Here is a 25,251-nt window from a genome sequence, read left to right as displayed (position 1 = left end):
ATGAAGGTCATCGTCGACATGGACACGTGCCAGGACCACGGGCAGTGCGTGTTCTCCGCACCCGAGGTCTTCCGGCTCAACGACGAGGGGCACCTGGAGTACGAGAGCGAGCCCGACGACGCCCTGCGCGAGGCCGTCGAGGACGCGGCGGACGTCTGCCCGCTCCAGGCCATCACCGTCCAGGACTAGGCGGTGCCCGGCAGAGCAGGGGGACGGATCGTCGTGGTCGGCGCGTCCCTCGGCGGGCTGCGCGCCGCCGAGCAGTTGCGCGCCGCGGGCCACGCCGGCGAGCTGGTGGTCATCGGCGACGAGCCGCACCGCCCCTACAACAGACCGCCGCTGTCCAAGGAGGTCCTGGCCGCCGAGGTGTCCTTCGACCGGGTGGCGTTCAGGATGCGGTCCGGCGTCGACGACGTCGGCTGGCGCCTCGGGACGGCCGTCACCGGCGCCGACCTCGCCGCGCGCACCGTGCGCCTGGACGACGGGACGGAGGTCTCCTACGACGGCCTGGTGATCGCGACCGGGCTGCGGCCGCGGCGGCTGGACGTCCCGGGAACGGGACCCGCGCGCCATGTCGTGCGGACGCTGGACGACGCGGCGGCCCTGCGCGCACGCCTGCGTCCGCGAGCCCGGGTCGCCGTGGTCGGGGCGGGCTTCATCGGATGCGAGGTCGCCGCGACCGCCCGCACGCTCGGCGCGGACGTCACCGTGGTCGCGCCGGAGAGCGAGCCGATGCTCCGTCCGCTCGGCCCCGCTCTCGGAGCCGAGCTGCGCCGCCGGCACGAGGGGCGGGGAACGCGGTTCCTTCTCGGCCGCACGGTCGCCCGGTTCACCGAGTCCGGGCTGGAGCTGTCGGACGGCTCGATGGTGCGCGCCGAGGTCGTCGTCGAGGCGGTCGGGTCGGTGCCGTGCGTGGAATGGCTGGAGGGCAACGGGCTCGACCTGTCGGACGGTGTGCTGTGCGACGGCGCCCTCCGGGTCGAGGGACGCCCCGAGGTGGTGGCGGTCGGCGATGTCGCCCGCTTCCCCAACCCCCGGTACGACGACGTCCCCCGGCGGGTGGAGCACTGGAGCATCCCCACCGACACCGCCAAGCGCGCGGCGCGAGCCCTGCTGGGGGAGCAGGGCGGGCCGTTCATGCCGCTTCCCTCGTTCTGGAGCGACCAGTACGACATGCGGCTGCAGTCGTTCGGCGCGCCGGGCCTGGGCGGCGACGACATCCGCGTACTGGAAGGCGACCTCGGCGGCGAGGCGGTGGTCGGATACCACCGCGACGGCAGGCTGGTCGGTGTGGTCATGCTCGGCTGCACCCGTTCCCAAGCCCGCTACCGCAAGCTGCTGCTGGACGACGTCCGGGTTCCCGCCTCCTAGGAGGACGCCGAGGCGCCCCCGATGCCGGATCCGGCATCGGGGGCCCTCTGGGCCACGGCCTCAGACGGCGAGGTCGCAGCAGCACCTGCCGCCCTGCAGGGCGGCGACACGGTGGTCGTGCCGTTCGCGGGACATTCCGGCTTTCACGATCTTCTTCGTCCGGGTGCCGGCCTTGCCGTCGTAGACCACACTGCCGCCGAGGACGGTGGCGGCGATGGGCAGGTCGACCAGCTTGTGCGGGTCGGCGTCCATCAGTTCGGCGTCGACGACGCAGACGTCGGCCACGTTTCCGGGCCGCAGCGTCCCCTTCCAACGTTCGGCGTGGTCCTGCCAGGCGGGCGTCCGGGTGTAGGTCGCCAGGGCCTCCTCCAGCGTGATGCGCTCTGCCTCACCCGCGACCCCGCCGAACTTCCCTTCGCGCAGGAGGGCGGACTGCACCCCCTGGAGCCAGCTCGGGAAGGTCACCGACGCGTCCGAGGCGCTGCTCACCCGCACGCCCAGGTCGAGGGCGCTGCGGTACGGCCACTGGTAGTCCGTCCGCTCCGGTCCGAGCACGGGATCGAGCGTCCGGCCGAGCAGGTACTTGATCGTCGCGTTCATGTTCACGCCGATGTCATGGCGCGCCATCGTCCGCAGTGTCGCGCGGGGTGTCAGGTCGCCGTGGATGACGTAGTGCCGCAGGTCGCGGCGGTGCCGGTTCCGCCGCATCGCCGCGAGGTAGCCCGCCACCACCGCGTCGATCGTGGCGTCCCCCGTCGCGTGCGTCCCGACCTGGAGTCCCGCGTCGTGAGCGATCCGGACCAGCTCGTGCAGGCTCGCCACCTGCTCGGCGGCCGTGTCTCCCTCCGTCATGAGGCTGCCGTTGCTGCCGTCGAGATACGGCTCGTGCAGCCACGCGGTCCGGGCCGCGGTCGGGATGCCGTCACCGAAGATCTTGACTCCGGCGACGCGCAGCACCCGGGGGTCCACGTCCCGCAGGGGCTCGTAGGCGGCGAGCACATCGCGCAGCGTGTCCGGCGACGTGCCCGCGGACAGCAGCACGTTGAGCCGGAGGCCGAGGGTCCCCGCCCGTGCCCTCTCCCGGTACAGGGCGAGCCGGCCGAGGTCGATCCCCGGATCGGTGACGCTGGTGATGCCGAGGCCGTGGAGCACCTCGATCGAGCGGTCGAGGGCTCGCGAGACCTCGTCGTCGGTGAACGGCGGGACGTGCGGGGCGATGAGGTCCCGCGCCGTCTCGCGCAGGACGCCCGTGGGCTCGCCGTCGGAGTCCTTCTCGATCACCCCGCCGGTCGGCGGCCGGGTGTCGCGGGTGATGCCGGCCATCCTCAGCACGACGGAGTTGACCGCCACCGCGTGGGCGGAGAAGTCCCTGAGGATCACCGGATGGTCGCCGGAGACGGGGTCGAGGTCGGTCCTGCGCGGCGGCCGGGGCAGCCGGTTGTCGTTCCACCCCTGCCCGCGGATCCAGGCGCCGGGGGCCGCGTCGGACGCCGCGGTGCGCACGGCGGCGACCAGCTCCTCGATCGTCGCGGTGTCGACGTCGATGGTGAACGGCGGGTAGTCGAGCCCGAAGCCGCCGAGATGCAGGTGGGAGTCGTTGATGCCGGGCAGCACCGTGCCGCCGTTCGCGTCGAGGGTCTGCGTGCGCCGGCCCGCGAAGCGGCGCATGTCCCCGTCGCGTCCGACGCCGATCACGACGCCGTCGCGAATCGCCACCGCGCCGGCGGTGCGGAAGCGCCCGTCCAGGACCAGGACCGTGCCGTTGTGGATGATCAGGTCGGCGGGCCCGCCCCTCCCGGTGTCCGCGGCGGCCCCGGGGGCCGCCGCCTCGGTGAGGGCGAGGCCGGCCGCGGCGGCGGCGGACCCCTGCAGGAACCGGCGTCGTCCGAGTCTGTTCCCCATGTCAGGGCCTTCCTTTCACGAGCAGTGGGCACATACCTGGCGGGGGTCGGGGCGCCGCGCCCAGCTCACGGCCTGACCATGCCGGGCGGCGGTGCGATGGGACGGGTTCCCGGCGTCGTAGGCGATGTCGCCGTCCACCACGGTGAGCGCGACCGGGATGCCGGTGATGTCGTGCGCGTCGGATGCCGGCCGTCCGTGCCGGTCGAGCAGGGTGCCTTCGAGGACGCACAGGTCGGCGGCCATTCCGCGGGACAGCGTGCCCTTCCAGCGGTCCGCGTGGTCCTGCCACGCGCCGGCGGTGGTGTAGGTGCGCAGCGCGTCCCGCATGCCGATGACCTGATCCGGGCCGGACACCTCGCCCGACCTGCCCTCGCGCAGGAGCATCGTCTCCAGCCCTTGCCGCCAGTCCGGCGCGACGTTCGGCGAGTCGGACGCGCTCGTCACCGTCAGGCCCGCCTCCAGCGCGGAACGATAGGGCGTCTGGTAGGCCGCCCGCCCGGCTCCCACGATGTCCGGCTGGCCGTCGGCGATCAGGTGCTTGATGTTCGGGTTGAGACTGATGCCGCAGTGGTTCTCCGCCAGGACGCGCAGCGTCTCAGGCCAGGTGAAGTCGCCGTGGATGACGTAGTGCCGCGGGTGGACGCGCGGCCGCCGCCCGAGCGCCCGCGCGTACGCCGCGGCGACCGCGTCGATCGCGGCGTCGCCCGTGGCGTGCGTCCCCACCTGCATTCCGGCCTGGTGAACCAGCCCGATCATGGCCGTGAGCTCGTCGACCTTCTCCCGGTCGGTCGCGCCGTCGGTCACCAGGCCGCCCCGGCCTCCGCCCGTGTAGGGCTCGCGCATCCACGCGGTGCGGCTGGCGATGGGGACGCCGTCCGCCCGTAGCTTCACGCCGGTGACGGCGAAGAACCGGGGGTCCACATCGTCCGGAGGACGGTGGGCGGCGAGGAGTTCGCGCACGTGCCCGGCAGAGGTCGGGTACGTGTCGTCCGGCCTGCTGAGCAGGGCCGTGACCCGGATGCCCAGCGCGCCGCGGCGGGCCTTGTCCGCGTAGATCCGCTGGGCGGAGGTGCCGATGCCCGGCTCGGTGAAGCTGGTGATTCCATGGCTCAGCAGCAGGGCGACGGCGGTATCGATCGCATCGGCCTGCTCCTCGTCGGTGTAGGGCGGAACGTGCCTGTTCACCAGGTCCATGGCCGTCTCGCGGAGGAGACCGGTCGGTTCGCCCGAGGAGTCGCGCACCACGACGCCGCCGCTCGGGTCCGGGGTGTCGCGGTCGATCCCGGCCAGTTCGAGGGCCTTGCCGTTCACCCACAGCACATGGTTCGACCAGTCGAGCAGGACGACCGGGTGGTCGGGTGAGACCGGGTCCAGGTCCCGGCGGGTGGGCGGACGGCCTTCGGCGAACGCGTCCTCGTTCCATCCCTTGCCGCGGATCCAGGCGCCCGGGTCCGCCTCCCGCACGGCCTCGGCGACCGCTTGGGCCGCGTCGGCGATGGAGCCGACGCCGACATCGACGGTGTACGGCGGCAGGGCCAGTCCCGTGCGCAGACCGTGCAGGTGGGAGTCGTTGATGCCGGGCAGCACCGTGCGTCCGCGCAGGTTCAGGACCTGCGTCCGGCGCCCGACGAGGCGGCGCACCGAGCGGTCGTCGCCGGTGTGGACGATCCGGCCCGCCCTGATCGCCAGCGCGGACACGATGCGGAACCCGCGATCCATGGTCAGTACCTGGCCGTTGTGCAGCACCAGATCGGCCGCCGCCGTCGGCCGGCCGGTGTTCTGAGCCCAGGCGTTCGCGTGGGTCAGGGGCTGAGCCGCGGCACCGACGGCCAGGCCGGCTCCTCCCCGCAGCAGTCCTCGACGGCTCAGCGGGCTGTGCTCCATGAACGCTCCTCTCCCACGGCCCCGAAGATGTTCGGTCCCAAACGGTATGTAGAATGTTCGGGCTCAAACAATCTGTCAAGGGCGGCGGAGAAGAGTCACCGACCCGGAACGCGAAGACCCCGCCTCGAACGAGGAGGCGGGGTCGTCCAGACCTGCGGGGAGGGTCAGGTGCGTGCACGGCGGCCGGAGCGCCGGGGCGGCAGGGGGGCGCCATCGCGCAGACCGGCGCGGCGGGCTTCGCCCTCGCTCTCCAGATGCTCGACGATCGTGCCGAGCAGGTGCGCCAGCGACGCGTTCTGGGACTGGTCGAGCCCCTCGACGACGAACGCCTCCTCGGCGTTGAACTGCGGGAACAGGTGGTCCATCAGGTCGCGGCCCTTGTCGGTGAGCCGGAGGACGACGAGGCGGCCGTCGGTGTCGTGCGGGCCGCGCTCCATCAGCCCGCGCCCCTCAAGCGTCTTGACCACCCCGGTGAGGGTGCCCTTGGAGATGCCGGCCTCCTCCGCGACGTGCCGGGTCTCCATCTCCTCCCAGATCCACACCACCCAGAGCACGACGAACGACGTCCAGGTGAGGTCGGCCGAGCGCAGCACGGAGCTCTCGAAGTGCTGCCGGACCGCGGCGGCGGCCCGGTAGATGTTGGAGACCGCCATCATCGCGTCGTGGCGCAGGGGAACGTCGCCGAGCCGCCGCTGGATGGCCTGCTCGGTCTCGCGCAGTGTGTGGTGACCGGTCACGTGCGTCCTCTCGCGGGCCCCGGCGCCGGGCGCGGAGCCCCGGCCCCGGCGGGTGGGGCGAACTCGAATCTACCGCCGCCACCATCGTTCGCGCCCGTACGGCCGCCGTGATGCGCGTCATCGACCGCCGGTGCCGCCCCAGAGGCGCCTGCCGCCGTTCCACACGACGCCGACCTGGCGGTAGTACGCGCCGATCACCTCGCCGACCTCCAGCCTGGCCAGCTCCTCGGCCGGCGAGCCGAACAGCCGCAGCTCCGCCTCGCCCGACCAGGCGGGCCCGCCCTCGAATCCGGCGCCGCCCGACTCGATCAGCTCGTCGAGCGCCGGCGGGCCGCCCGGCTCGACCGACGGCAGGTACCGGTGATGGGCCATCGGGTGGCCGTTGACGAACCCGTTGCCGGTGGACGGTTCGCGCAGGGTGACCACGGCCTCGGCCAGCCGCCGGTCCGCGGCGGCCAGGGTCGCGCCGAAGCGGGCGCCCGCCCCGATGCGCGGCGCCGCCCGCCCGTACGGGTGGGGACGGGTCTGGTGGATCGAGCCGAGCTTCTTCGGATAACCCTGGTGGAGCCCCCGCGCGATGGCGAAGTCCTTGTCGACCCAGATGTAGACGCACCGGCTGTAGGTGCGCCCCTGGAAGGAGCAGCGCACCACGACGAAGCACTCCTTGTACTGGGCGCGCACCGGGTCCAGGAGTTCCTCCGCCGACTCCGAGCAGGACTGCCAGTCGGCCCAGATGATCGCGACCGCCCCGGGGTCCTCGGCGGCGGGTTCGAGGGGGTCGGGGAGCAGCTCCGCGACGCGCGCCGGGTCGGTCCGGTACTCCACGGTGAGCAGGTCGCCCGAGTAGTGCCAGGGCGGGTCGGGGATCAGGGACGAGCGGCCGGTCGCCGTCCTCGGATGCAGGAAGCCTCGCACCGGTGCCATGGCACCCTCCCTCAGATCGTTTGGGTCCGTACGATATGTGAGTCCGGACGGCTTTGTCATCCCGCGGGCGAATGTTTGCCCAAGTCGCGGCTAACCCTTGTCAGACCAGGACGCCGACCATATTGTTTGCTCCCAAACGAAGTTCCGCCGTCCCGAGGGGAGCCCCAGTGCCCGGACAGCACTCCGCGGACGTCCACGACGTGGTGCAGCGGCTGACGGCCGACGGCATCGACGTCGTCCGGGTCTCCTACCCGGACCTGATCGGCGTCGACCGCGGCCGCGACGTCGTCGTCGACCGGCTGCCGTCCGTCATGGAGCACGGGCTGGCCTTCTGCCGCGCGGTCTTCCACACCAGCCCCCAGGGCGACGTCGTCGACATCGCCGGGGGCCTCGACGCGGGCCTACCCGACATCTGCGTCCGGCCCGACCTGTCCACGCTGGCCGCGATCCCGTGGGAGCCCGGGGTGGCGCAGTGCCTGGGCGAGGCCTACGAGCCGGACGGCGCCGAACCGTGCGCCGAGGGGCCGCGCGAGGTCCTGCGGCGCGCCATCGGCCGGCTCGCCGAACTCGGGCTGGTCCCCGTCGTCGGGCCCGAGCTGGAGTACTACCTGTGCGAGCCCGACCCCGCCTCGCCCGCCGGGTGGCGCCGCTACGGCGGGGGCCCCGGCAACGTGTACACCGTGGGGCGGGGGAGCGACCCCGGCGGGCATCTGCTGGGCGCGCTGCGGAACCTGCGCGATCTCGGGCTCGGCGTGACGATGGGCAACCACGAGTTCTCCAGCGGCCAGTTCGAGATCAACCTCGACCACTCCGAGGCGCTCGACGCCGCCGACCGGGCCTTCCGGCTGAAGTCGGCCGTCAAGGAGATCGCCCGCGCGGAGGGACGGATGGCCACGTTCATGGCCAAGCCGTTCAACGACGACGGCGGCTCGGGATTCCACGTGCACCTGTCCTGCACGGACGAGACCGGCCACAACCTCTTCGACGGGCCGGACGCCGGTCCCGACGGGCTGTCCCCGCTCGCGCACCAGGCGATCGCCGGCGTCATCGCGCACGCGCCCGCCCTCGCCGCGGTCTTCAACCCGACGGTCAACTCCTACAAGCGCTTCGGCCCCGACACGCTCGCTCCCTGGCTGATCGACTGGGGGCTGGACAACCGCAGCGCCATGGTCCGCGTCCCTCCCGAACGCGGCGGCGCGACCCGCCTGGAGGTGCGGCTCGGCGACGCCGGCGCCAACCCCTACCTCGGCATCGCGGCCCTGCTGGCCGCCGCCTACCTCGGCATCCGCGACAAGCTGACCGCGCCGCCGCCGCTGGAGGGCTACGGCTACGACACCGCCAAGGCGGCCCGGCTGCCCGGCGACCTGACGGCCGCGCTGGACGCCCTGGCCGGCGACGCGGACCTCGCCGGCGTGCTCGGCGACCGGTTCGTCGGCTCCTATCTGGCCTACAAGCGGGACGAGATCGCCCGGTTCCAGCGGCACGTCACCGACTGGGAGCTGCGCGAGTACGCCCGGCATCTGTGAGGAGACAGCCTTGCCAACCGACACCCTCCCGGTGGACCTCGCCGACGTCGACAACTTCCTGGACGGGCGGACGCCCTGGCGGATGTTCGACGAGCTGCGCCGCACCGAGCCCGTGCACTGGAACCCCGAGACCGACGGCGGCAGCGGCTTCTGGTCCGTCACCCGCCACGCCGACATCGTGGCGGTGGACCGCGACGCGGCCACCTTCACCTCCACCCGGTTCGTGAACCTGGAGGAGGTCGACGAGCGCCAGGCGGCCATCCGCCGCTCCATGCTGGAGACCGACGGGCCGCGGCACATGGCGCTGCGGCGCCTGCTCCAGCGCGAGTTCACCCCCCGCGCGGTCGCGGGGTACGCCACGTTCCTGCGCGGCCTGACCGCCCGCACGCTGGACGCCGCGCTGCCGAAGGGCACCTTCGACTTCGTCGGCGAGATCGCCGCCGACTTCCCGATCAACGTGCTGGCCCGGATGCTGGACGTCCCGGACGGCGACACCCGGCGGCTCATCGACTGGGGCAACCGGATCATCGCCAACACCGACCCCGACTACGCCGACGTCCTGCTGCACAGCGAGGAGAGCGAGCGCTACCGCGACCTGCCCTTCCGCAGCCCCGCCGCGCTGGAGGTCTTCGAGTACGGCCGGGAGCTCGGCGGCCGCCGGCGCGGCGGCACCGGCACCGACCTGGTCAGCAGGCTGGTCAACCAGGTTCCGGGCGACGGCGAGCCGCTGTCGGACCGCGACTTCGACAACTACTTCCTGCTGCTCGTGGTGGCCGGCAACGAGACGACGCGGCACGCGATCACCCACTCCATGCGGGCGCTCATCGAGAACCCGGCCGAGGCCGAGCGGCTGCGCGAGGACCTCGACCTGATGCCCACCGCGGTCGAGGAGTTCCTGCGCTGGGCCTCGCCCGTCTACCACTTCCGCCGCACCGCCACCCGCGACGTGGAGATGCGCGGGAAGCGGATCAGGGAGGGCGACAAGGTCGTGCTGTGGTTCGCCTCCGGCAACCGCGACGAGGACGTCTTCGCCGACCCCTACCGCTTCGACGTCACGCGCAGCCCCAACGACCACGTCACCTTCGGCAAGGGCAGTCCGCACTTCTGCCTGGGCAACGCCCTGGCGCGCCTGGAGATGCGCATCATGTTCGAGGAGCTGCTTCCGAGACTGGCCGACATCCGGCCGGCGGGGGAGGTCCGCCGGGTGCGCTCCAACTTCGTCAACGGCGTCAAGGAGATGCCGGTCACCGTCACCCTCGCCTGACCGCCCGGCGCGGGCGGCGGGCGGGTCCCCGCCGCGGACGGGCGATCCTTCCTCTAAATCATTTGGGCCCATATGGCCTTTGGAGCGCGAACGGCCGTGCGCGGCCGGCGGAAAGGACAGTGAGAGGCATGACCGATCAGGGCGGGACGGGGCTGCGGCACACCCCGGCGGGCGAGAGCGAGAGCCGCCTCGCACGCAACAGGCTCGGTGTCGCGGGCATCGTCTTCTTCGTCGTCGCCGCGGCCGCCCCGCTGGTCGGCATGACCGGCGCCGTCCCCATCGCGATCGTCCTCGGCAACGGCGCGGGAGTTCCCGGCGCCTACCTCGCCGCGGGCATCGTCCTGCTGGTCTTCAGCGTCGGGTACTCGGCGATGAGCCACCGGGTGACCAACACGGGCGCCTTCTTCGCCTACGTCGGACGAGGGCTCGGCGTCGTCCCCGGGGTGGGCTCGGCCTTCGTCTCCCTGCTCGCCTACGTGGCGGTCCAGCTCGCGGTCTTCGGGTTCTTCGGCGCCGTCATGGCCGGCCAGATGGACGCCGAGTTCGGCATCACGCTGGCCTGGTGGGTGTGGGCGCTCATCGCCTGGGCCCTGGTGCTCGGCCTGTCCGCGCTCAGCGTGGATATCGGAGCCAAGGTCCTGGGCCTGCTGATGATCCTTGAGGTGCTGTCGCTCGCGACCGTCGCGGTGGCCGTCCTCCTCCAGGGCGGAGGGCCGGACGGCCTGGCGCCGGGAGCGTCGTTCTCGCCGGGCAACGTCTTCGCCGGCGGCTTCGCGGGCTCGGCGGGCATCGCGCTCACCTTCGCCTTCGCGTCGTACATCGGCTTCGAGGCGACCGCCATCTACGGCGAGGAGACCCGCGACCCCAAGCGCAGCGTGCCCCGCGCCACCTACATCGCCGTCTCCCTGATCGCGCTGCTGTTCGCGGTTACCTCCTGGGCGGTGGTCAGCGGCCTCGGCAGCGACGCGGTCGGGGACCGCACCGCCCAGATCTCGTCCGTGGACGGGACCCCGCTGGCCAACCCCGCGGCCGTCCTGTTCTCGGTCGCGGAGGAGTACGTCGGCGGCTGGCTGGCGACGACGATGAGCTGGCTGGTCCTGTCCAGCCTCTTCGCGGGCCTGCTCGCGTTCCAGAACAGCGCGGCGCGCTACGTCTTCTCGATGGCGCGCGCCGGGGTGCTGCCCGCCGCCCTCGGCCGGGTCAACGGGCGCGGCGCGCCGGTGGTCGGCACCGCCGCGGTCGCGGCGACGTCGCTGGTCGTCATCGTCCTGTTCCGGGTCACCGGCCGCGATCCGGTGGTGCATCTGTTCACCTGGTTCAGCGCCTTGGCGGTGCTCGCCATCGTGCTGGTGGAGATCCTCGTGTCCATCGCCGTGATCGCCTACTTCCGGCGGGACGGCGCCGGGCGGCTGTGGAGCACCCTGGTCGCGCCCGTCGCCGCCATCGCCGGCCTAGCCCTCGGGATGTACCTCCTGGTGTCCCGCTTCGGCCTGCTGGCCGGGACCGCGGCCGAGGGCGTCGACCCCGCGACCCAGTCGTGGGGGCTGTCGGCGCTGGGGTGGTTCCTGGTCGCCCTGCCGTTCGCCGTCTTCGCGGCCGGGGTGGCGGTCGGGACGCTGCGGCGCGGCAGGCACACCGCGGCGATGGCCGACCTGGTGACCTGACGGCGGTGGCCCGCCGCCGTGCGGGCGGCGGGTCAGGCCATCGCGATGGCGGCGATCCCGGCGAGCACCACCAGGGAGCCCGCCAGGCGCCGGACGGCGTTGGTCTCGCCCAGCACGCGCCATGCGGCCAGCCCGCCGAGCACGATGCTCAGCTCCCGTGCGGGGGCGACCAGGCTGACCGGCGCGATCTGGAGCGCGAAGAGCACGAGCAGGTAGGCCACCGGCGACAGCAGGCCGATGGTCAGCACCTGGCGGCGGTGGTCCCGCCACAGCCCGGTGGTCCGCGCCCGGTTGCGCAGCGCGTACGGCGCGAGGAGCAGGCTCTGGGCGAGCGCCCCGGAGCCGAAGTAGACCAGCGGCGGGACCGCCAGGGTCGTGACGGAGTGCGCGTCCCAGAGCGTGTAGCCCGCGATCGTGAACCCGGTCAGCACGCCGTAGAAGACACCCGCGCGGCGCCGGGCGGGCGAGGCGTCGTCCGCCGCGGGCGCGCCGGTGCTGACCACCAGCACACCGGCGATCACCAGCAGCGCGCCGACCAGGCCGGGCCGGCCGGGGCGCTCACCGAGGAAGAGGACCGCGACCAGCACCGACAGCAGCGGCCCGGTGCCCCTGGCCAGCGGGTACACCACCGACAGGTCGCCGGTGGCGTACCCGCGCTGCAGCACGACCCCGTACGCCACGTGCAGGGCCGCGGTGACCAGCGCGGCGAGCAGCCACGTCCATTGAGGACGCTGCGGCTCGGCCATCAGGAAGACCGCCGCCGCCGGCGCGAACACGAGGGCCGAGACGGTGTAGTAGAGGAAGACGAACTCCGCTCCGCCCCGTCCGACCCGCTTCGCGGAGAAGTTCCAGATCGCGTGCACCACGGCCGCGACGAGGACGAGCGAGAGGGCCAGGCCGTTCACCGGGACGTCACCGGAGGGGGAAGCCCAGCCGGCGGCCTTCCTCGCGGAGGCCGTCGCGGGCGGAGGGGTGGGCGACCTCGTCCACGATCTGCTGGGCCTGGGACGCGGCGTCCCGTCCCCAGACGGTGGCGGTGCCCTGCTCGCTGACGATGTAGCTGTGCTGGAACGAGGTGACCGGCCCGGCCAGCCTCGGGATGACGGTGGAGACGTCGGCGCGGGGATGCCAGGACGGGAGCGCGATGATCGCGTGCCCGCCGGGGGAGTGCAGGGCGCCGACGACGAAGTCGGTCTGGCCGCCGAAGCCCGAGTAGATGACGCCGCGGACCCGGCTGGCGTTGGCCTGGGCGTACAGGTCGACCTGGAGGGCGGAGTTCACCGAGATCAGCCGGGGCCGCCGGGCGATCAGGCTGGGGTCGTTGGTCTTCTCCGTGCGCAGCATCCGGACGCGCTCGTTGCGGTCGGCCCAGTCGTAGAGTTCGCGGGTGCCGAAGGCGAACGAGGCGGTGATGGGGGTGGCGGTGTCGAGCGCCCCGGCCTTCTCCAGGGACAGGACGCCGTCGCTGAACATCTCCGACCACACCCCGAGGCCGCGCCGGTCCAGGAGGGAGGCCAGCACGGCGTCGGGGATGCCGCCGATGCCGAGTTGCAGCGTCGCGTGCTCGGGGACCAGCCGCGCGACCCGCCGCCCGATCTCGGTCGCGACCTCGCCGGGCGGGCGCGTCGCGGGGACGGCGAGCGGCTCGTCGCTCTCGACGGCGTAGTCGATCTCGTCGGTGGTGAGGACGGCGTCCCCGTAGGTGTAGGGCATCCGCGGGTTCAGCTGGGCGACCACGAGCCCGCCGCGGGCCCGCACGGCCTCGATGGCGGCGGGCAGGATGTTCACCTCGATGCCGAGCGAGACCGTGCCGTCCGAGGGGACGGACGTCTGTACCACCACCACCTCCGGCGGCAGCGAGTCGCGCAGGAGGTTCGGGACCAGGGACAGCCGCGACGGGAAGTAGCGCAGGTTGCTCCGGCCGCGCATCCCGGCTCCGACGAACGGGGTCTCCAGCACCACCCCGTCGCGGTCCGGCAGGTCGCCCTGGGCGTTCAGCATGAAGAGCCGGTACTCGGGGAGTGCCCCGTCCAGGATCGACAGGATCCGCCGCGGGGTGGCGAAGTTGCCGCCGGCCACCACCCTGGGCCGTCCCGGCAGGTCCGCCAGGACGGCGCCGAGGCGCTCCTCCGAGATCACCCGCATCGATGCCTCCGATGCTCGACGCGCCGCTCCAACGGAGCAATGCTCGCATCGACCCCGGCCGGGAGTCCCAGCGGGGGAGGGGGTCCGGGAGGTCAGAGGTCGCGGGCGTGTTCCTTCCTGGACGGCGCCCAGAACACCAGCCAGCGGTTGGCCGTGACGACGACCGCGTGCAGGCTCATGCCGATGACCGACAGCAGCACCACCACGGCGAACGTCCTGGCCACGTCCATGTTGAAGTTGGTGGCCTGGATCGTGTAGCCGAGTCCCGCGGTGGCGCCGACGAACTCGGCGACGATGGCGCCGGTGACCGAGAGGATCACCGCGACGTCGAGCCCCGCGAAGATGTGCGGCAGCGCCGAGGGCAGCCGCAGCCGGCGCAGGATCTGGAACTCGCCGGCGCCGAACGACCGCAGCATCTCGATCTGCTCGGGCTCGGCCGAGCGCAGCCCCAGGATGGAGTTGACGAGCAGGGGGAAGTAGGCGATCAGCGCGATCGTCAGGACCTTGGACGTCATCCCGATGCCGAACCACATCAGCAGCAGCGGCGCCATGGCGACCTTGGGAATGGTCTGGATCAGCACGAGGATCGGCAGGAACGCCTTGTCGACGATCCGGAACTGGGTGATCAGCGCCGCCGACACCAGCGCCAGGCCGATGGCGAGGCCGAAGCCGATCAGGATCTCCTTCAGCGTGACCCACATGTGCTCCAGCAGGAAGCCGCTCTCCAGGCCGTCGATGAGCGAGCGCACGACGTCGGACGGGGCCGGCACGAGCACGATCGACACGTCGAAGGCCCGGACGACGAACTGCCACAGGCCGATGAGGATGAGGAACAGCCCCCAGCTGAGCACGAATCCGGGGACCTGGCGCCGGGGCGCCTGCCCGGCCGCCGTGCGGCGCAGGGGTGCGCGGATCGCGCCGTCGTCCGCCTTGGTGCCGGACGGGACCCGTTCGGCCGCCCGCGTGTTGCCGTGTTTCATGATCACCCCTAGTGAGCGCTGTGCTCGGAGTTGAGCAGGATGCGGATGCGGGAGGCGATGTCGCCGAACTCCGGTGTGTTGATGTCCTCCAGGCGCCGGGGACGGGCCAGGCCGACGTCGATGACCTCGGCGATGCGGCCGGGCCGCGGGGTCATGACGACGACCCGGTCCGACAGGAGCACGGCCTCCGGGATGCTGTGGGTGACGAACAGGACGGTCTTGCGGTCCCGCTCCCAGATGTCGAGCAGGTCGAGGCCCATCTGGTCGCGGGTCATCGCGTCCAGGGCGCCGAACGGCTCGTCCATCAGCAGGATCCGGGGGTCGTGCAGGAGGGCGCGGCCGATGCCGACGCGCTGCTGCATGCCGCCGGACAGCTCGGTCGGGTACTGGTCGGCGAAGTCGCGCAGGCCCAGCATGTCCAGCTGGTCGGCCACGCGCTTGTCGAGGTCGGCGCGGGGCCGCTTGGGCCCGACGTCGTGGGAGATCATCATGTTCTTCGCGACGGTGCGCCACGGCAGCAGCAGCGGCTGCTGGAAGACCATCCCCAGCAGGTTCTCGTGGCTGCGGGCGGATCCGAAGGACACCTCGCCCTCGGTCTGCCGGGTGAGGCCCATGACGATCTTGAGCAGGGTGCTCTTGCCGCAGCCGCTCGGGCCGACGATCGAGACGAACTGCCCCTCGGGGACGGACAGGCTCACATCGTCCAGCGCCAGGACGGTCCGGCCGCGCTTGGCGCGGTAGCGCATGGAGACGTTGTGGAGTTCGACGGCGACGTCGGTGACGGTCGGCGGGTGCGATGGGGTGGGCATGCTGTCGTCCTAATCGCTCGGGCTAGTCGCTCGGTTCGCTGTCGGAGACGGGCCACGCTCCGCCCATCTCCTTGGTCAGGGTCACGGCGGTCTCCCGGACGGCGAGGGGCGCCCGGGCGTCGGGGGCCGAGGGCAGCATCCGGTCGGTGCCGATCGCCGCGATCGTGGCGCAGACCCCCGAGTCGGCGAACACCGGCGCCGCGATGACGCTGATGCCGCGGCGGTTGGCCGGATAGATGCTCAGCCCGATCTCGCGGGTGGTGGCGATCCGGTCGATCAGCCCGGCGCGCTGGGCCACCGGCAGGGACGCCAGCAGCCGGTCGACCTGGAGCTGGTCGGGCAGGTAGGCGAGGAACGCGACGGCCTGCGCGGTGACGAGGGGCAGCTGCGAGCCGACGCGCACCGTGACGATCGTCCCGTGCACGACGTCCTCCTCGACGAGCGACACCACCGGGCCGGACGGCCCCCACAGCGACAGCACGGACGTGACGCCCGTCTGCTCGGTCAGCTCCCGCAGGTAGTCGGGGGCGAGCTGGATGATGCGCCGCTGCCCGATGGCGAAGGCGCCGAGCTGGACGATCAGCCCGCCCGGGGTGTAGCTCGCCGGCCGGCTGCCGCGGTCGAGCAGGCCGGCCGCGGTCATCGACGTCAGATACCGGTGCACCGTGGTCCGGTTGAGCTGGAGCCGCTCGGTCGCCTCCGACACCGACAGCTCCGGCGCGTCGGGCCCGAACAGGCGCAGTATCTGGGCCATCCGGCTCACGGCCTGGATGTCGGACTGGCCCTGCTCCGCCATGCACTTCCCCCTTGGCCACGCGCTCGGCGCTTCGGTCAACATCCGCACTCGATGTTCACATTATGTATGGCCCGGAGAGTAGCAAAGTGACCTGCCTCACGCAAGGGTGCGGCGAGGTCGTCCTTCCGGTCGCTGGATCGATCGCGTTCCGCTCAAGCGTGCGTGCTGAAACCGAGGCCTCGGCCCCTCTTGGATGAGAAGAGATGGCGCGCGGTCGGGGGCGGACGCGAATTCGCAGGTCGACCGTTGACGTTCACAAAGTGGGCAGTTAGTGTGCATCGCGAACATCGAGGAGGTTGCCGATGCCCGGACCCAGCGCGATCACCACCGTGTTGCGCGGAGCGATCGACCTGCACTGCCATTCGGGGCCGAACCCGTTTCCCCGGCGCTTCGACCATGCGGACGCCGCCGCCGACGGCGAACGGCTGGAGATGCGGGCGATCCTGGTCAAGTCGCACCACCACAACACGGTGATGGACCTGCTCGCGATGGGCGACAGGCTCGCCAGGAGCTCGACGCGGGTGTTCGGGGGGATCGCGCTCAACAGCCAGGTCGGCGGCATCAACCCGTTCGCCGTGGCGATGTGCCTGCGCATGGGCGGGAAGGCCGTCTGGTTCCCGACCTTCTCCTCCGGACGGCACATCGAGTGCCATCCGGAGGGCGGCGGGTTCCCGACCGCGACCGTCGACGTCCCGTCCGCGCGGGTGGACGTCCTCGACGACGCCGGCGGCCTCATCCCCGAGGTCCACGAGGTCCTCGACCTCATCGCCGAGACCGACACGATGCTCAGCGGCGGCCACCTCCCGCCGGAGACCATCGCCCAGCTCTTCGAGGAGGGCAGGAACCGCGGGGTCAACCGCATGGTCATCAACCATCCGAACTTCGTCATCGGCGCCGAGCCCGAGCAGTGCCTGGACCTCGTGCGCGGCGGGGCCTACGTCGAGCACGAGGTCGGCATGTACGACCCCGAGGGCTACCGCAAGTGGGACCCGAAGACCCTGCTCACCTGGATCGAGACGATCGGGCCCGAGCGCACCGTCCTCGCCTCCGACCTCGGCCAGGCGAACCGGCCGCTGCCCGTCGACGCCTTCATCCGGGTCGGGTCGGCGCTGCTCGACCTCGGGCTCGGCGAGGCGGCCCTGCGGCAGATCACCTGCGTCAACCCCGCCTACCTGCTGGGCCTGGACGACTGAACCCCGACGACCACACCACCCCCTCCTGACGGAAGGACGGGACATGAGACTCAAGCCCTTGGCCGGGATGGCCGCGGTCATCCTGGCGGCGACCACCGCCGTCTCGTGCGGGTCGTCCGAGCCGGAGACCACGGCCGACGGCCGGACCGTGCTCAAGCTGGCGATCGCCACCCCGACCTGGAACTCCGGGTTCGCGACGCTGGCCGTCGCCGAGGCGCGCAAGTACTTCGCCGCGGAGAAGGTGGACGTCCGGATCTCGACGTTCGCCTCCGGTACCCAGGTCGCCCAGCAGGTCATCGCGGGCCAGACCGACATCGGCCTGATGACCGCGGAACCGGTCGGCATCGGGCGGGAGAAGGGCACCAGGCTCGTCTACTTCGCCGGCTACTACCCCAAGTGGATCTCCAATATCCAGGTCCCCGCCGGGTCGAGCGTCCGCGGCATCCGGGATCTGCCCGGCAAGCGCGTCGGCGTCACCGCCGTGGCGAGCTCGGGCACCACGTTCGTCCGGACCGCCATGAAGATGGAGGGGCTGGACGCCGGCACGGTCAAGTTCATCCCGATCGGCGGGGGATCGGAGCAGATCAACGCGATCAAGACCGGCAAGGTCGACGCGCTCGGCCTCTGGGACACCCAGTACCAGATCGTGCGCAACGCCGGCATCGGCCTCACCCCGCTGCCGGTCGCCTCGACGGAGGGCCTGTTCGGCGGCGGCTTCGCGGTCAAGGACGACGTCGTCGAGAAGCGGCGGGACGACCTGGTCCGCTTCGGCCGGGCCATGGCCAAGGCCATGGTGTTCGCCCAGGCGAACCCGCGCGCCGCCGTCCGCGACCTGTGGACGCTGCACCCGGAGGCCAAGGGCCCGGCGTCCACGTCCGAGGACGCCGTGCTGGACGGGCAGGTCAAGGTACTCCAGGTCCGCATGGACGGCCAGGGCGTCGAGCCCGGTCGCGACCGCTGGGGCGAGATGGACGAGAAGAACGTCGCCGCCACGGTGTCCTTCATGCAGCAGGCCGGGCTGATCAAGAAGACCTTCCCGGCGACGGACATCTTCACCAACGACCTCATCCCCGAGATCAACAAGTTCTCCTTCGCCGAGATCCGCGCGGCGGCGAAGGACGCGAAGTGAACGGTCGCGCCCGCTGAACGGTGTGCAGTTCCCCCCCGCCTCCCTCCCCACCCCATCCGAGCAGTCCACAGCTAGGGGGACCTCGTGAAAACCAACGGATATGCCCGGCTGGCGCCGATCGCGGCGCTGGTCGCGGCCGCGCTCGCGCTCGCCGGATGCGGCGGCTCGTCCGGCGGCAAGTCGGCCGACGGCCGTGACCGGATCCGGCTCGGCATCAGCACGCCGAGCTGGAACGCCGGGTTCGCCACCCTCGCCGTCTCCGAGGCCAGGGGCTTCTTCGCCCAGGAGAACCTGGACGTCGACGTGCAGCTGTTCCCGTCCGGTACCCAGGCCGCCCAGCAGGTGGTCTCCGGCCAGATCGACGTCGGGCTGGTGACGCCGGAACCCGTCGCGATCGGGCAGGCCAGGAACACCGATCTGACGTACTTCGCGCAGTACTGGACGCGCTGGATCTACACCCTCAAGATCCCGCAGGACTCCCCGATCACCTCGGTCGCCGACCTCAAGGACAAGCGCGTCGGCGTCACCGCCGTGGCCAGCTCCGGCGGGACGTTCGCCCGCACGGCGATGAAGATGCAGGGCCTCGATCCGGAATCGGTCAAACTCGTCCCGATCGGCGCCGGCGCCGAGCAGCTCAACGCGATCAAGAGCGGCAAGGTCGACGCACTGGCGCTCTGGGACACCCAGTACCAGATCGTCGAGAACGCGGGCGTGAAGCTGAAGCCCCTCCCGGTGCCCGGCACCGAGAACCTGTTCGGCGGCGGCTTCGCGGTGAAGAAGCAGGACCTGAAGGAGAAGGAGGACCTGCTCGTCCGGCTTGGCAGGGCGTTCGCCAAGGGCGCGGTGTTCGCGCAGGCCAGTCCCGAGGCCGCGGTGGGCGACCTCTGGAAGCTGCACCCCGAGACGAAGGGGTCGTCCTCGGTCCCGGAGGACCAGCTGCTGGCCGGCCAGGTCAAGGTCCTGAAGGTCCGGCTCGACGGCATGAACATCGCCGAGGGCGAGAAGGGCCCCTGGGGGCGGATGGACCCCGCCGCCGTCACCGGCACCGTCAAGTTCATGGCCACCGCCGGGCTGATCGACAAGGAGTTCCCGGCCACCGACATCTACACCGACGACCTGATCGCGAAGATCAACGCCTTCCCCTACGACGAGGTCCGCGCCGCCGCGAAGAAGGCGGCCTGACATGGGGGGCGCATGAGGCTCGGGGTGGCGATCGACCTGGGCTCGGCCGCGGCGACGCGTCCCCAGGTCGATCGCGCCGCGCGGCTGCTGGAGACGGCCGAGGCGAACGGGCTGTCGTCGGCCTGGCTGGGCGAGAGCTACCACGTCCGGCCCGAGCCGTTCCACCTGCCGGCCGCGCTGATCGTGCTCGCGCATCTCGCCGGGCGCACGGACCTGCCGCTCGGCACGGCGGTGCTGCTGGCCCGCGCGTACGAGCCGCGGCGGCTGGCCTACGAGGCGGCGCTGCTCGACCAGCTCTGCGCCGGCCGGTTCACCCTCGGCCTCGCCCTCGGCAACGCCGACCTGGCGGAGCGGCTCGGCGGCGGCACGGACGGCCGGAGCCCGGGCGAGTGGTTCGCCTCCCTGGTCGCCGCGCTGCGCGAGACCTGGTCGGCCTCGACCGGGACCGGCGGGACCGGCGCTGTGCCGGTCGCCCCGCCGCCCGCGCGGCCGGGAGGCCCGCCGATGTTCCTCGGCGGGCGCACCCGCGCGGCGGCGACCCGGGCCGCGACCCTCGGCGACGGCTACTACGCCGCCACCAACTACGGCGACGAGCTCCTGGCGGCGCGCGCCGCCGAGTACTGGGACGCCCGCGGCGGAGCAGGCGGCGAGGTGGCGGTCACCCGCCTGTGCCTGGTGGCCGAGGACGCGGAGCAGGCGCGGGAGACGGCGGACCGGTACTTCGCGTCCGTCCTGAACTACTACACCGCCCGGCGCGCGTGGATGGGGCCCGACGGGCCGGCGACGCCCGAGTTCCCGCTGGTCGGGTCCCCGGCCGACGTCGCGGCGGCGCTCCGGCGGTACGCGTCGACGGGCGTCACGTCCGTCCAGCTGAGGGTCGCGCCGCACGGGACGCCGCCCGAGGTGGCCGGGCGGACGCTGCGGCTGGTCGGAACCGCCGTGCTGCCCGAACTGGGCGGCGGAACGAGAACGGGGACGGAGAGGAGAGCGCTCGGATGAGTCCACAGGACGGCATCCCCACCTACAAGGAACTGCTCGAACGGCAGGACGCGCCGCCCGGCTCGTCCTGGGGGATCTTCGGCGAGAACGACCAGCTCGGCACGCTCAACTTCCTCGGCCCGGGGCAGGTGAGGGACGCGGTCGGGCTGGTCCGCCGCGGTGAGGTGTTCAACCTCGACTACCCGCTGAACACCTTCGTCCCGGCACCGGCCGGGACCAGGCCGGCGACCGTGCACCACATCTTCGCCAACAACCCGAACCACCGGGACGACTGGCTGGACTCGTTCTACCTGCAGTCGACGTCCCAGATCGACGGGCTGCGGCACATCCGCCACCCGCGCCACGGCTTCTACGGGGGCGTGCCCGACGAGGAGATCGGCGAGGAGACGCCGGCCCTCGGCATCCAGACGGTCGCGGAGCGCGGGATCGTCGCCCGGGGCGTCCTGCTCGACGTGGCCCGGCACTTCGCCGAACGCGGCACCCCGCTCGACCTGGCCGGCAACTACATGATCACCCCGGAGGACCTGGACGAGGTGGCCGCGGCCCAGGGGGTGGAGTTCCGGCCGGGCGACGTGCTCCTGCTGCGGGTCGGCTGGGCCTCGTACTGGCTGGACGAGGTCGGCGAGGAGGACCGGCAGGCCTTCAAGAAGAGGATCCGGCACCCCGGGCTCATCCAGTCGAAGGAGATGATCGCGTGGCTCTGGGACCACCGCTTCGCGATGGTCGCCTCGGACGACCTGGGCGTGGAGGCCCATCCGGTCAACCCGGACTCGGGCCTGGTCGACCCGGACGAGCCGCGGCCCGAACGCGGCGTCGTCCACAACGGGATGATGCACCGCCCGCTCATCGCGCTGCTCGGCCTCTTTCTCGGCGAGCTGTGGAACCTGGAGGCGCTGGCCGAGGACTGCCGCGCCGACCGGACCTACGAGTTCATGCTCACCGCCAAGCCCTTGAACCTCGTCGGCGGCGTCGGCTCGCCGCCCAACGCCATGGCGATCAAGTAGAGCACGCGGCAGGAGGAACGACGACGGTGAACGACCGGCTGGAAATCGCCGCCGACCCGGACGCGGCCGTCCGCGGGGTGGCCGACGGCTCCACCGTGCTGATCGGCGGGTTCGGGCGCGCCGGCCTGCCCGTCGCGCTGATCGACGCGCTCCGGCGCGGCGGCGCCCGCGACCTGACGGTGGTCAGCAACAACGCCGGGAACGGCACCACCGGGCTCGCCGGGCTGCTCGCCACCGGGCAGGTCCGCAGGATCATCTGCTCGTTCCCCCGGCAGCACGACTCGTTCGTCTTCGATGAGCTGTACCGCGCCGGGCGGATCGAGCTGGAGGTGGTGCCGCAGGGCAACCTCGCCGAGCGGATGCGCGCCGCCGGGGCCGGCATCGGCGCGTTCTACACGCCGACCGGCGCCGGCACCCTCCTGGCGGAGGGAAAGGAGACCCGGATGATCGACGGCCGCGAGCACGTCCTCGAACACCCCATCCGCGGCGATGTCGCGCTGATCCGCGCCCACCGGGCGGACCGGATGGGCAACCTCGTCTACCGCAAGACCGCGCGCAACTTCGGGCCGGTCATGGCCACGGCCGCCGCGCTCACCGTGGCCGAGGTCGAGGAGGTCGTCCCCGTCGGGGCGCTGGACCCGGAGGCGGTCGTGACCCCTTCTATCCACGTGGACCGCGTCGTGGTCGCGCGGCGGGCCGCCGAGGTGCCGGCATGACGGTCGCCGAGCACCTGGGCCGCGGCCCCCTCGACCGGACGGAGCTCGCCGCCCTCGTCGCCCGCGACATCCCGGACGGCGCCTACGTCAACCTCGGGATCGGCCTTCCGACGACGGTCGCGAAGTTCCTCGACCCCGCCGCCGGGATCGTCCTGCACACCGAGAACGGCATGCTCGGCATGGGTCCCGAGGCCGACGGCGCCGACATCGACCTGGACCTGACCAACGCGGGCAAGATCCCGGTCACCGAGCTGCCCGGCGCCGCGTACTTCCACCACGCCGACTCCTTCGCGATGATGCGCGGCGGGCACCTCGACGTGTGCATCCTGGGCGCCTTCCAGGTGGCCGCCAACGGCGACCTGGCCAACTGGCACACCGGCGCGCCCGACGCGATCCCCGCCGTGGGCGGCGCGATGGACCTGGCCATCGGCGCGAAGTCCGTGTACGTGATGATGGACCTGTTCGCCAGGGACGGCAGCCCGAAGCTCGTCCCGGCCTGCACCTATCCGCTGACCGGACGCTCGTGCGTGAGCCGCGTCTACACGCGCCACGCCGTCTTCCACATCGGCCCGCCGGAGGTCAGGCTGGTGGAGACCTTCGGCATCGGCGCGGACGACCTCGCCCGCCGCCTCGACGTGCCATTCGCCCTTGAAGGAGAAGATTGTGCGTGAAACGGTGATCTGCGAGCCGCTGCGGACCCCGGTCGGCCGGTTCGGGGGAGCGCTCCGCTCGGTCCCGGCGGCCGACCTGGCCGCCACGGTGATCCGCGCGCTGCTCGACCGCACCGGCGTGCCGGGCGGCGACGTCGACGACGTGGTGCTCGGGCACTGCAACCCGAGCGGCGAGGCGCCGGCCATTGGCCGTGTCGCCGGGCTGGACGCCGGCCTGCCGGTCAGCGTGCCGGGCCTCCAGGTGGACCGCCGGTGCGGATCCGGGCTGCAGGCGGTGATCAGCGCCGCCATGCTGGTGCAGACGGGCGGCGCCGACGTCGTGGTCGCGGGCGGGGTCGAGAGCATGAGCCAGACCGAGTTCTACTCGACCGACGTCCGCTGGGGCGCCAAGGGCCCGGACGTGCGGCTCCACGACCGGCTCGCCCGCGCGCGCGTGACGGCCGGGGGAGCGAACCACCCCGTCCCGGGCGGGATGGTGGAGACCGCCGAGAACCTCCGCCGCGAGTACACGATCCCGCGCGAGGAGCAGGACCGGCTGGCCCTCCGGTCGCACCAGCGGGCCGTCGCCGCCGCAGACGCGGGACGGTTCGACGACGAGATGGTCCCGGTCACCGTCCGCGGCAGGAAGGGCGATGTCGTCGTGGACCGCGACGAGCACCCCCGGGCGGACACGACCCTGGAACGGCTCGCCGCGCTCCGGCCGGTGATGCGGAACGCCGACGCCGAGGCCACGGTGACGGCGGGCAACGCCAGCGGCCAGAACGACGGCGCGGCGGCGTGCCTGGTCACGACCCGCGAACGCGCCGAGGAACTCGGCCTGCGCCCGCTGGCGCGGCTGGTGTCGTGGGCCGTGGCCGGGGTGCCGCCCCGCACGATGGGCATCGGCCCGGTGCCCGCGACCGAACGCGCCCTGCGCCGCGCCGACCTGCGCCTGGCGGACATCGACCTCGTCGAGCTGAACGAGGCCTTCGCCGCCCAGGTGCTCGCCTGCACCCGCGAGTGGAAGTTCGCCGAGTCCGACTTCGACCGGCTCAACGTCAACGGCTCCGGGATCTCGCTCGGCCACCCCGTCGGCGCCACCGGGGCGCGGATCCTGGCCACGCTGCTGCGCGAGATGGACCGCCGGGAAGCGCGCTACGGCCTGGAGACCATGTGCATCGGCGGCGGCCAGGGGCTCGCCGCCGTCTTCGAACGCCAGGCCTGACCCGGGCCGCACCGTCCGCCCGAACCCGCCCCGACGGGGCTCAGCTGCCGTGCCGGGGGGGTTTGGGCGCGCGCCTGCGCTTGGCCTCGGACTCGACCAGGAGGACCGCGCGCCGCTCGACGTCTTCGTAGTACTCGTCGGCGTCGAGCTGGTTCTCGGCGACGCGTTCGGCTCGCTCGACCATTTCGTCGCTGGTCACTGATCCCGCCCCTTCCTGATCTCTACCGGTCATCGATCGTCCTTTCGGGCGCACACCCGCCGTTATCAGACTCTCACAGACTGTGTACGTGCGCCAGAGCCGCCGCCAGAATTCCCGCGAGCAGGCGAAGCGCCTCCAGATCGGTTTCCGCGAACGCCTTGGGTTCGGGGGAGACGGCGACGAGCAGCCCGGCGACCTCGTTGACATCGCGAATCCCAACGGCCACGGCGATGCAGCTCCGGTACTGCAATGACCCCATCTCCAGCACGTCCAGAAATGATTCTTGCTTTCTCAGGTCATCTACGCGTTTGCCTCGCAACGGGTTCAGCGTGAACTGCAGGAGATCGCCATCGTGCTCGCCCTGGTCTCCCATCGTCCGGCGGGGGGCGGCGCCGCCCCACTCGGCATTGATCAAATGCAGGAGACCGTCGTCCTTCTTCAATTGGTAGAAGGCGGTTCTGGTCTGGCTCGACTCCTTCGCGTGGCTGCTGGTCCGTTTCGCGGCGACGAGGACATGGTGCACCAGATCGCGCTGGGCGACCTGCGCCTGACCGCTATCGGTCTTGCTGGCCAGGAGGCCGAGGGCCACGATCACGGGCAGGCCTCCCCCGGACAGCGTGCGGGCGAGTCGTTCGGCAATATCCTTGTAGGTACCGGAATGCGAACTGCGCAGCCATATCGAGGCACCCGCGAGTCCCGCGCAGACCAGGAGCGCGACCATGAGCGCGGCGCGGGGCGCGCCCGACGTGGAATTCGCGGCCAGCGGGAGGGCCGAGACCGACACCGCGAGCAGCACGGTGATGGGCAGGTTGAGCAGGATCACTTCCGCCGCCCGCTTCGCGACCTTCTTGGCTGCCTTGAAACCCACCCGACCCCCGCCTCTGGTCGCACTTGCCCTTATCTAGATCACTTCTGGGAATAAGCCCGTTCCAAACTTGTATCACAAGATCTG

Annotated in this window: 24 protein-coding genes; 13 read left to right on the top strand and 11 right to left on the bottom strand. The window is 72.1% G+C overall.

Annotation, left to right across the window (positions count from 1 at the left end):
* Positions 1–189, top strand: a complete 189-nt coding sequence (locus BM339_RS44570; RefSeq protein ID WP_021595083.1) for a ferredoxin — start codon at positions 1–3, stop codon at positions 187–189.
* Between the two features lie 3 nt (positions 190–192).
* Complete coding sequence (locus BM339_RS44565) at positions 193–1,371, top strand: NAD(P)/FAD-dependent oxidoreductase (protein ID WP_200871954.1); 1,179 nt, start codon at positions 193–195, stop codon at positions 1,369–1,371.
* Between the two features lie 60 nt (positions 1,372–1,431).
* Here BM339_RS44565 and BM339_RS44560 read toward each other — a convergent pair whose 3' ends face one another.
* From BM339_RS44560 to BM339_RS44545, 4 genes are all read right to left on the bottom strand, one after another.
* On the bottom strand, positions 1,432–3,273 hold the full coding sequence (locus BM339_RS44560; protein WP_075024767.1) for an amidohydrolase: 1,842 nt from the start codon (positions 3,271–3,273) through the stop codon (positions 1,432–1,434).
* 15 nt (positions 3,274–3,288) lie between these two features.
* Positions 3,289–5,157: an amidohydrolase gene (locus tag BM339_RS44555; RefSeq protein ID WP_075024766.1), complete on the bottom strand. Its 1,869-nt coding sequence runs from the start codon at positions 5,155–5,157 to the stop codon at positions 3,289–3,291.
* A 164-nt stretch (positions 5,158–5,321) separates the two neighbouring features.
* Positions 5,322–5,894, bottom strand: coding sequence for a MarR family winged helix-turn-helix transcriptional regulator (locus tag BM339_RS44550; RefSeq protein ID WP_021595087.1), 573 nt, complete (start codon positions 5,892–5,894; stop codon positions 5,322–5,324).
* 117 nt (positions 5,895–6,011) lie between these two features.
* Positions 6,012–6,818, bottom strand: coding sequence for an acetoacetate decarboxylase family protein (locus tag BM339_RS44545; RefSeq protein ID WP_075024765.1), 807 nt, complete (start codon positions 6,816–6,818; stop codon positions 6,012–6,014).
* A 167-nt stretch (positions 6,819–6,985) separates the two neighbouring features.
* Here BM339_RS44545 and BM339_RS44540 point away from each other — a divergent pair, with 167 nt between their 5' ends.
* From BM339_RS44540 to BM339_RS44530, 3 genes are all read left to right on the top strand, one after another.
* Positions 6,986–8,344 (top strand): glutamine synthetase family protein, encoded by a 1,359-nt coding sequence (locus BM339_RS44540; RefSeq protein ID WP_021595089.1) that lies wholly within the window; start codon positions 6,986–6,988, stop codon positions 8,342–8,344.
* A gap of 10 nt (positions 8,345–8,354) precedes the next feature.
* Positions 8,355–9,608 carry a cytochrome P450 gene (locus tag BM339_RS44535; protein WP_256255838.1) on the top strand — a complete coding sequence of 418 codons (1,254 nt, stop codon included), beginning with the start codon at positions 8,355–8,357 and terminating at the stop codon, positions 9,606–9,608.
* 128 nt (positions 9,609–9,736) lie between these two features.
* Positions 9,737–11,272 carry an APC family permease gene (locus BM339_RS44530; RefSeq protein WP_075024763.1) on the top strand — a complete coding sequence of 512 codons (1,536 nt, stop codon included), beginning with the start codon at positions 9,737–9,739 and terminating at the stop codon, positions 11,270–11,272.
* 32 nt (positions 11,273–11,304) lie between these two features.
* Here BM339_RS44530 and BM339_RS44525 read toward each other — a convergent pair whose 3' ends face one another.
* From BM339_RS44525 to BM339_RS44505, 5 genes are all read right to left on the bottom strand, one after another.
* Complete coding sequence (locus tag BM339_RS44525) at positions 11,305–12,177, bottom strand: DMT family transporter (protein WP_075024762.1); 873 nt, start codon at positions 12,175–12,177, stop codon at positions 11,305–11,307.
* Between the two features lie 7 nt (positions 12,178–12,184).
* Positions 12,185–13,417 (bottom strand): acetyl-CoA hydrolase/transferase family protein, encoded by a 1,233-nt coding sequence (locus BM339_RS44520; RefSeq protein ID WP_021595093.1) that lies wholly within the window; start codon positions 13,415–13,417, stop codon positions 12,185–12,187.
* Positions 13,418–13,509: 92 nt separating this feature from the next.
* Complete coding sequence (locus BM339_RS44515) at positions 13,510–14,397, bottom strand: ABC transporter permease (protein WP_083598541.1); 888 nt, start codon at positions 14,395–14,397, stop codon at positions 13,510–13,512.
* 8 nt (positions 14,398–14,405) lie between these two features.
* Positions 14,406–15,206 (bottom strand): ABC transporter ATP-binding protein, encoded by an 801-nt coding sequence (locus tag BM339_RS44510; protein WP_021595095.1) that lies wholly within the window; start codon positions 15,204–15,206, stop codon positions 14,406–14,408.
* Positions 15,207–15,228: 22 nt separating this feature from the next.
* A complete protein-coding gene (locus BM339_RS44505; RefSeq protein WP_075024761.1) occupies positions 15,229–16,002 on the bottom strand; it encodes an IclR family transcriptional regulator in 774 nt (257 codons plus the stop codon).
* A gap of 302 nt (positions 16,003–16,304) precedes the next feature.
* Here BM339_RS44505 and BM339_RS44500 point away from each other — a divergent pair, with 302 nt between their 5' ends.
* The 8 genes from BM339_RS44500 to BM339_RS44465 all read left to right on the top strand — a co-directional run bounded on the left by BM339_RS44500 (position 16,305) and on the right by BM339_RS44465 (position 24,100).
* Positions 16,305–17,195, top strand: a complete 891-nt coding sequence (locus BM339_RS44500; protein ID WP_021595097.1) for a DUF6282 family protein — start codon at positions 16,305–16,307, stop codon at positions 17,193–17,195.
* 43 nt (positions 17,196–17,238) lie between these two features.
* Positions 17,239–18,324: an ABC transporter substrate-binding protein gene (locus tag BM339_RS44495; RefSeq protein ID WP_111831718.1), complete on the top strand. Its 1,086-nt coding sequence runs from the start codon at positions 17,239–17,241 to the stop codon at positions 18,322–18,324.
* A gap of 84 nt (positions 18,325–18,408) precedes the next feature.
* On the top strand, positions 18,409–19,506 hold the full coding sequence (locus tag BM339_RS44490) for an ABC transporter substrate-binding protein (protein WP_218163925.1): 1,098 nt from the start codon (positions 18,409–18,411) through the stop codon (positions 19,504–19,506).
* 12 nt (positions 19,507–19,518) lie between these two features.
* Entirely contained in the window at positions 19,519–20,505 is a 987-nt protein-coding gene (locus BM339_RS44485) for an LLM class flavin-dependent oxidoreductase (RefSeq protein WP_083598532.1), read from the top strand.
* Complete coding sequence (locus BM339_RS44480; RefSeq protein WP_083598531.1) at positions 20,502–21,509, top strand: cyclase family protein; 1,008 nt, start codon at positions 20,502–20,504, stop codon at positions 21,507–21,509. Before BM339_RS44485 ends, BM339_RS44480 begins: the two co-directional genes overlap by 4 nt.
* A gap of 26 nt (positions 21,510–21,535) precedes the next feature.
* Positions 21,536–22,225, top strand: coding sequence for a 3-oxoacid CoA-transferase subunit A (locus BM339_RS44475; protein ID WP_075024758.1), 690 nt, complete (start codon positions 21,536–21,538; stop codon positions 22,223–22,225).
* A complete protein-coding gene (locus BM339_RS44470) occupies positions 22,222–22,896 on the top strand; it encodes a 3-oxoacid CoA-transferase subunit B (RefSeq protein ID WP_075024757.1) in 675 nt (224 codons plus the stop codon). The genes BM339_RS44475 and BM339_RS44470 overlap by 4 nt, the downstream gene beginning before the upstream one ends.
* Positions 22,889–24,100 (top strand): acetyl-CoA C-acetyltransferase, encoded by a 1,212-nt coding sequence (locus BM339_RS44465; protein ID WP_075024756.1) that lies wholly within the window; start codon positions 22,889–22,891, stop codon positions 24,098–24,100. The genes BM339_RS44470 and BM339_RS44465 overlap by 8 nt, the downstream gene beginning before the upstream one ends.
* A 40-nt stretch (positions 24,101–24,140) precedes the next feature.
* On the opposite strand, the gene BM339_RS50465 is transcribed toward BM339_RS44465, so the two are convergent.
* Both BM339_RS50465 and BM339_RS44460 read right to left on the bottom strand, forming a co-directional pair.
* Entirely contained in the window at positions 24,141–24,299 is a 159-nt protein-coding gene (locus tag BM339_RS50465) for a hypothetical protein (protein WP_161791059.1), read from the bottom strand.
* A 73-nt stretch (positions 24,300–24,372) separates the two neighbouring features.
* Complete coding sequence (locus BM339_RS44460) at positions 24,373–25,167, bottom strand: GAF domain-containing protein (RefSeq protein ID WP_143118844.1); 795 nt, start codon at positions 25,165–25,167, stop codon at positions 24,373–24,375.
* Positions 25,168–25,251: the final 84 nt, after the last annotated feature.

The organism is Actinomadura madurae, from assembly GCF_900115095.1.
Classification (GTDB): Bacteria; Actinomycetota; Actinomycetes; order Streptosporangiales; family Streptosporangiaceae; genus Spirillospora; species Spirillospora madurae.
Note: the sequence above shows the minus strand (reverse complement) of the source record. Positions and strands in the feature narration are given on the sequence as shown.

What these genes read in the sequence shown, in the direction of transcription:
- BM339_RS44570 (WP_021595083.1), top strand. Translation starts at nt 1, where the DNA reads ATGAAGGTCATCGTCGACATGGACACGTGCCAGGACCACGGGCAGTGC.
- BM339_RS44560 (WP_075024767.1), bottom strand. Translation starts at nt 3,273, where the DNA reads ATGGGGAACAGACTCGGACGACGCCGGTTCCTGCAGGGGTCCGCCGCC.
- BM339_RS44555 (WP_075024766.1), bottom strand. Translation starts at nt 5,157, where the DNA reads ATGGAGCACAGCCCGCTGAGCCGTCGAGGACTGCTGCGGGGAGGAGCC.
- BM339_RS44545 (WP_075024765.1), bottom strand. Translation starts at nt 6,818, where the DNA reads ATGGCACCGGTGCGAGGCTTCCTGCATCCGAGGACGGCGACCGGCCGC.
- BM339_RS44530 (WP_075024763.1), top strand. Translation starts at nt 9,737, where the DNA reads ATGACCGATCAGGGCGGGACGGGGCTGCGGCACACCCCGGCGGGCGAG.
- BM339_RS44520 (WP_021595093.1), bottom strand. Translation starts at nt 13,417, where the DNA reads ATGCGGGTGATCTCGGAGGAGCGCCTCGGCGCCGTCCTGGCGGACCTG.
- BM339_RS44515 (WP_083598541.1), bottom strand. Translation starts at nt 14,397, where the DNA reads ATGAAACACGGCAACACGCGGGCGGCCGAACGGGTCCCGTCCGGCACC.
- BM339_RS44510 (WP_021595095.1), bottom strand. Translation starts at nt 15,206, where the DNA reads ATGCCCACCCCATCGCACCCGCCGACCGTCACCGACGTCGCCGTCGAA.
- BM339_RS44505 (WP_075024761.1), bottom strand. Translation starts at nt 16,002, where the DNA reads ATGGCGGAGCAGGGCCAGTCCGACATCCAGGCCGTGAGCCGGATGGCC.
- BM339_RS44500 (WP_021595097.1), top strand. Translation starts at nt 16,305, where the DNA reads ATGCCCGGACCCAGCGCGATCACCACCGTGTTGCGCGGAGCGATCGAC.
- BM339_RS44495 (WP_111831718.1), top strand. Translation starts at nt 17,239, where the DNA reads ATGAGACTCAAGCCCTTGGCCGGGATGGCCGCGGTCATCCTGGCGGCG.
- BM339_RS44485 (WP_083598532.1), top strand. Translation starts at nt 19,519, where the DNA reads ATGAGGCTCGGGGTGGCGATCGACCTGGGCTCGGCCGCGGCGACGCGT.
- BM339_RS44480 (WP_083598531.1), top strand. Translation starts at nt 20,502, where the DNA reads ATGAGTCCACAGGACGGCATCCCCACCTACAAGGAACTGCTCGAACGG.
- BM339_RS44470 (WP_075024757.1), top strand. Translation starts at nt 22,222, where the DNA reads ATGACGGTCGCCGAGCACCTGGGCCGCGGCCCCCTCGACCGGACGGAG.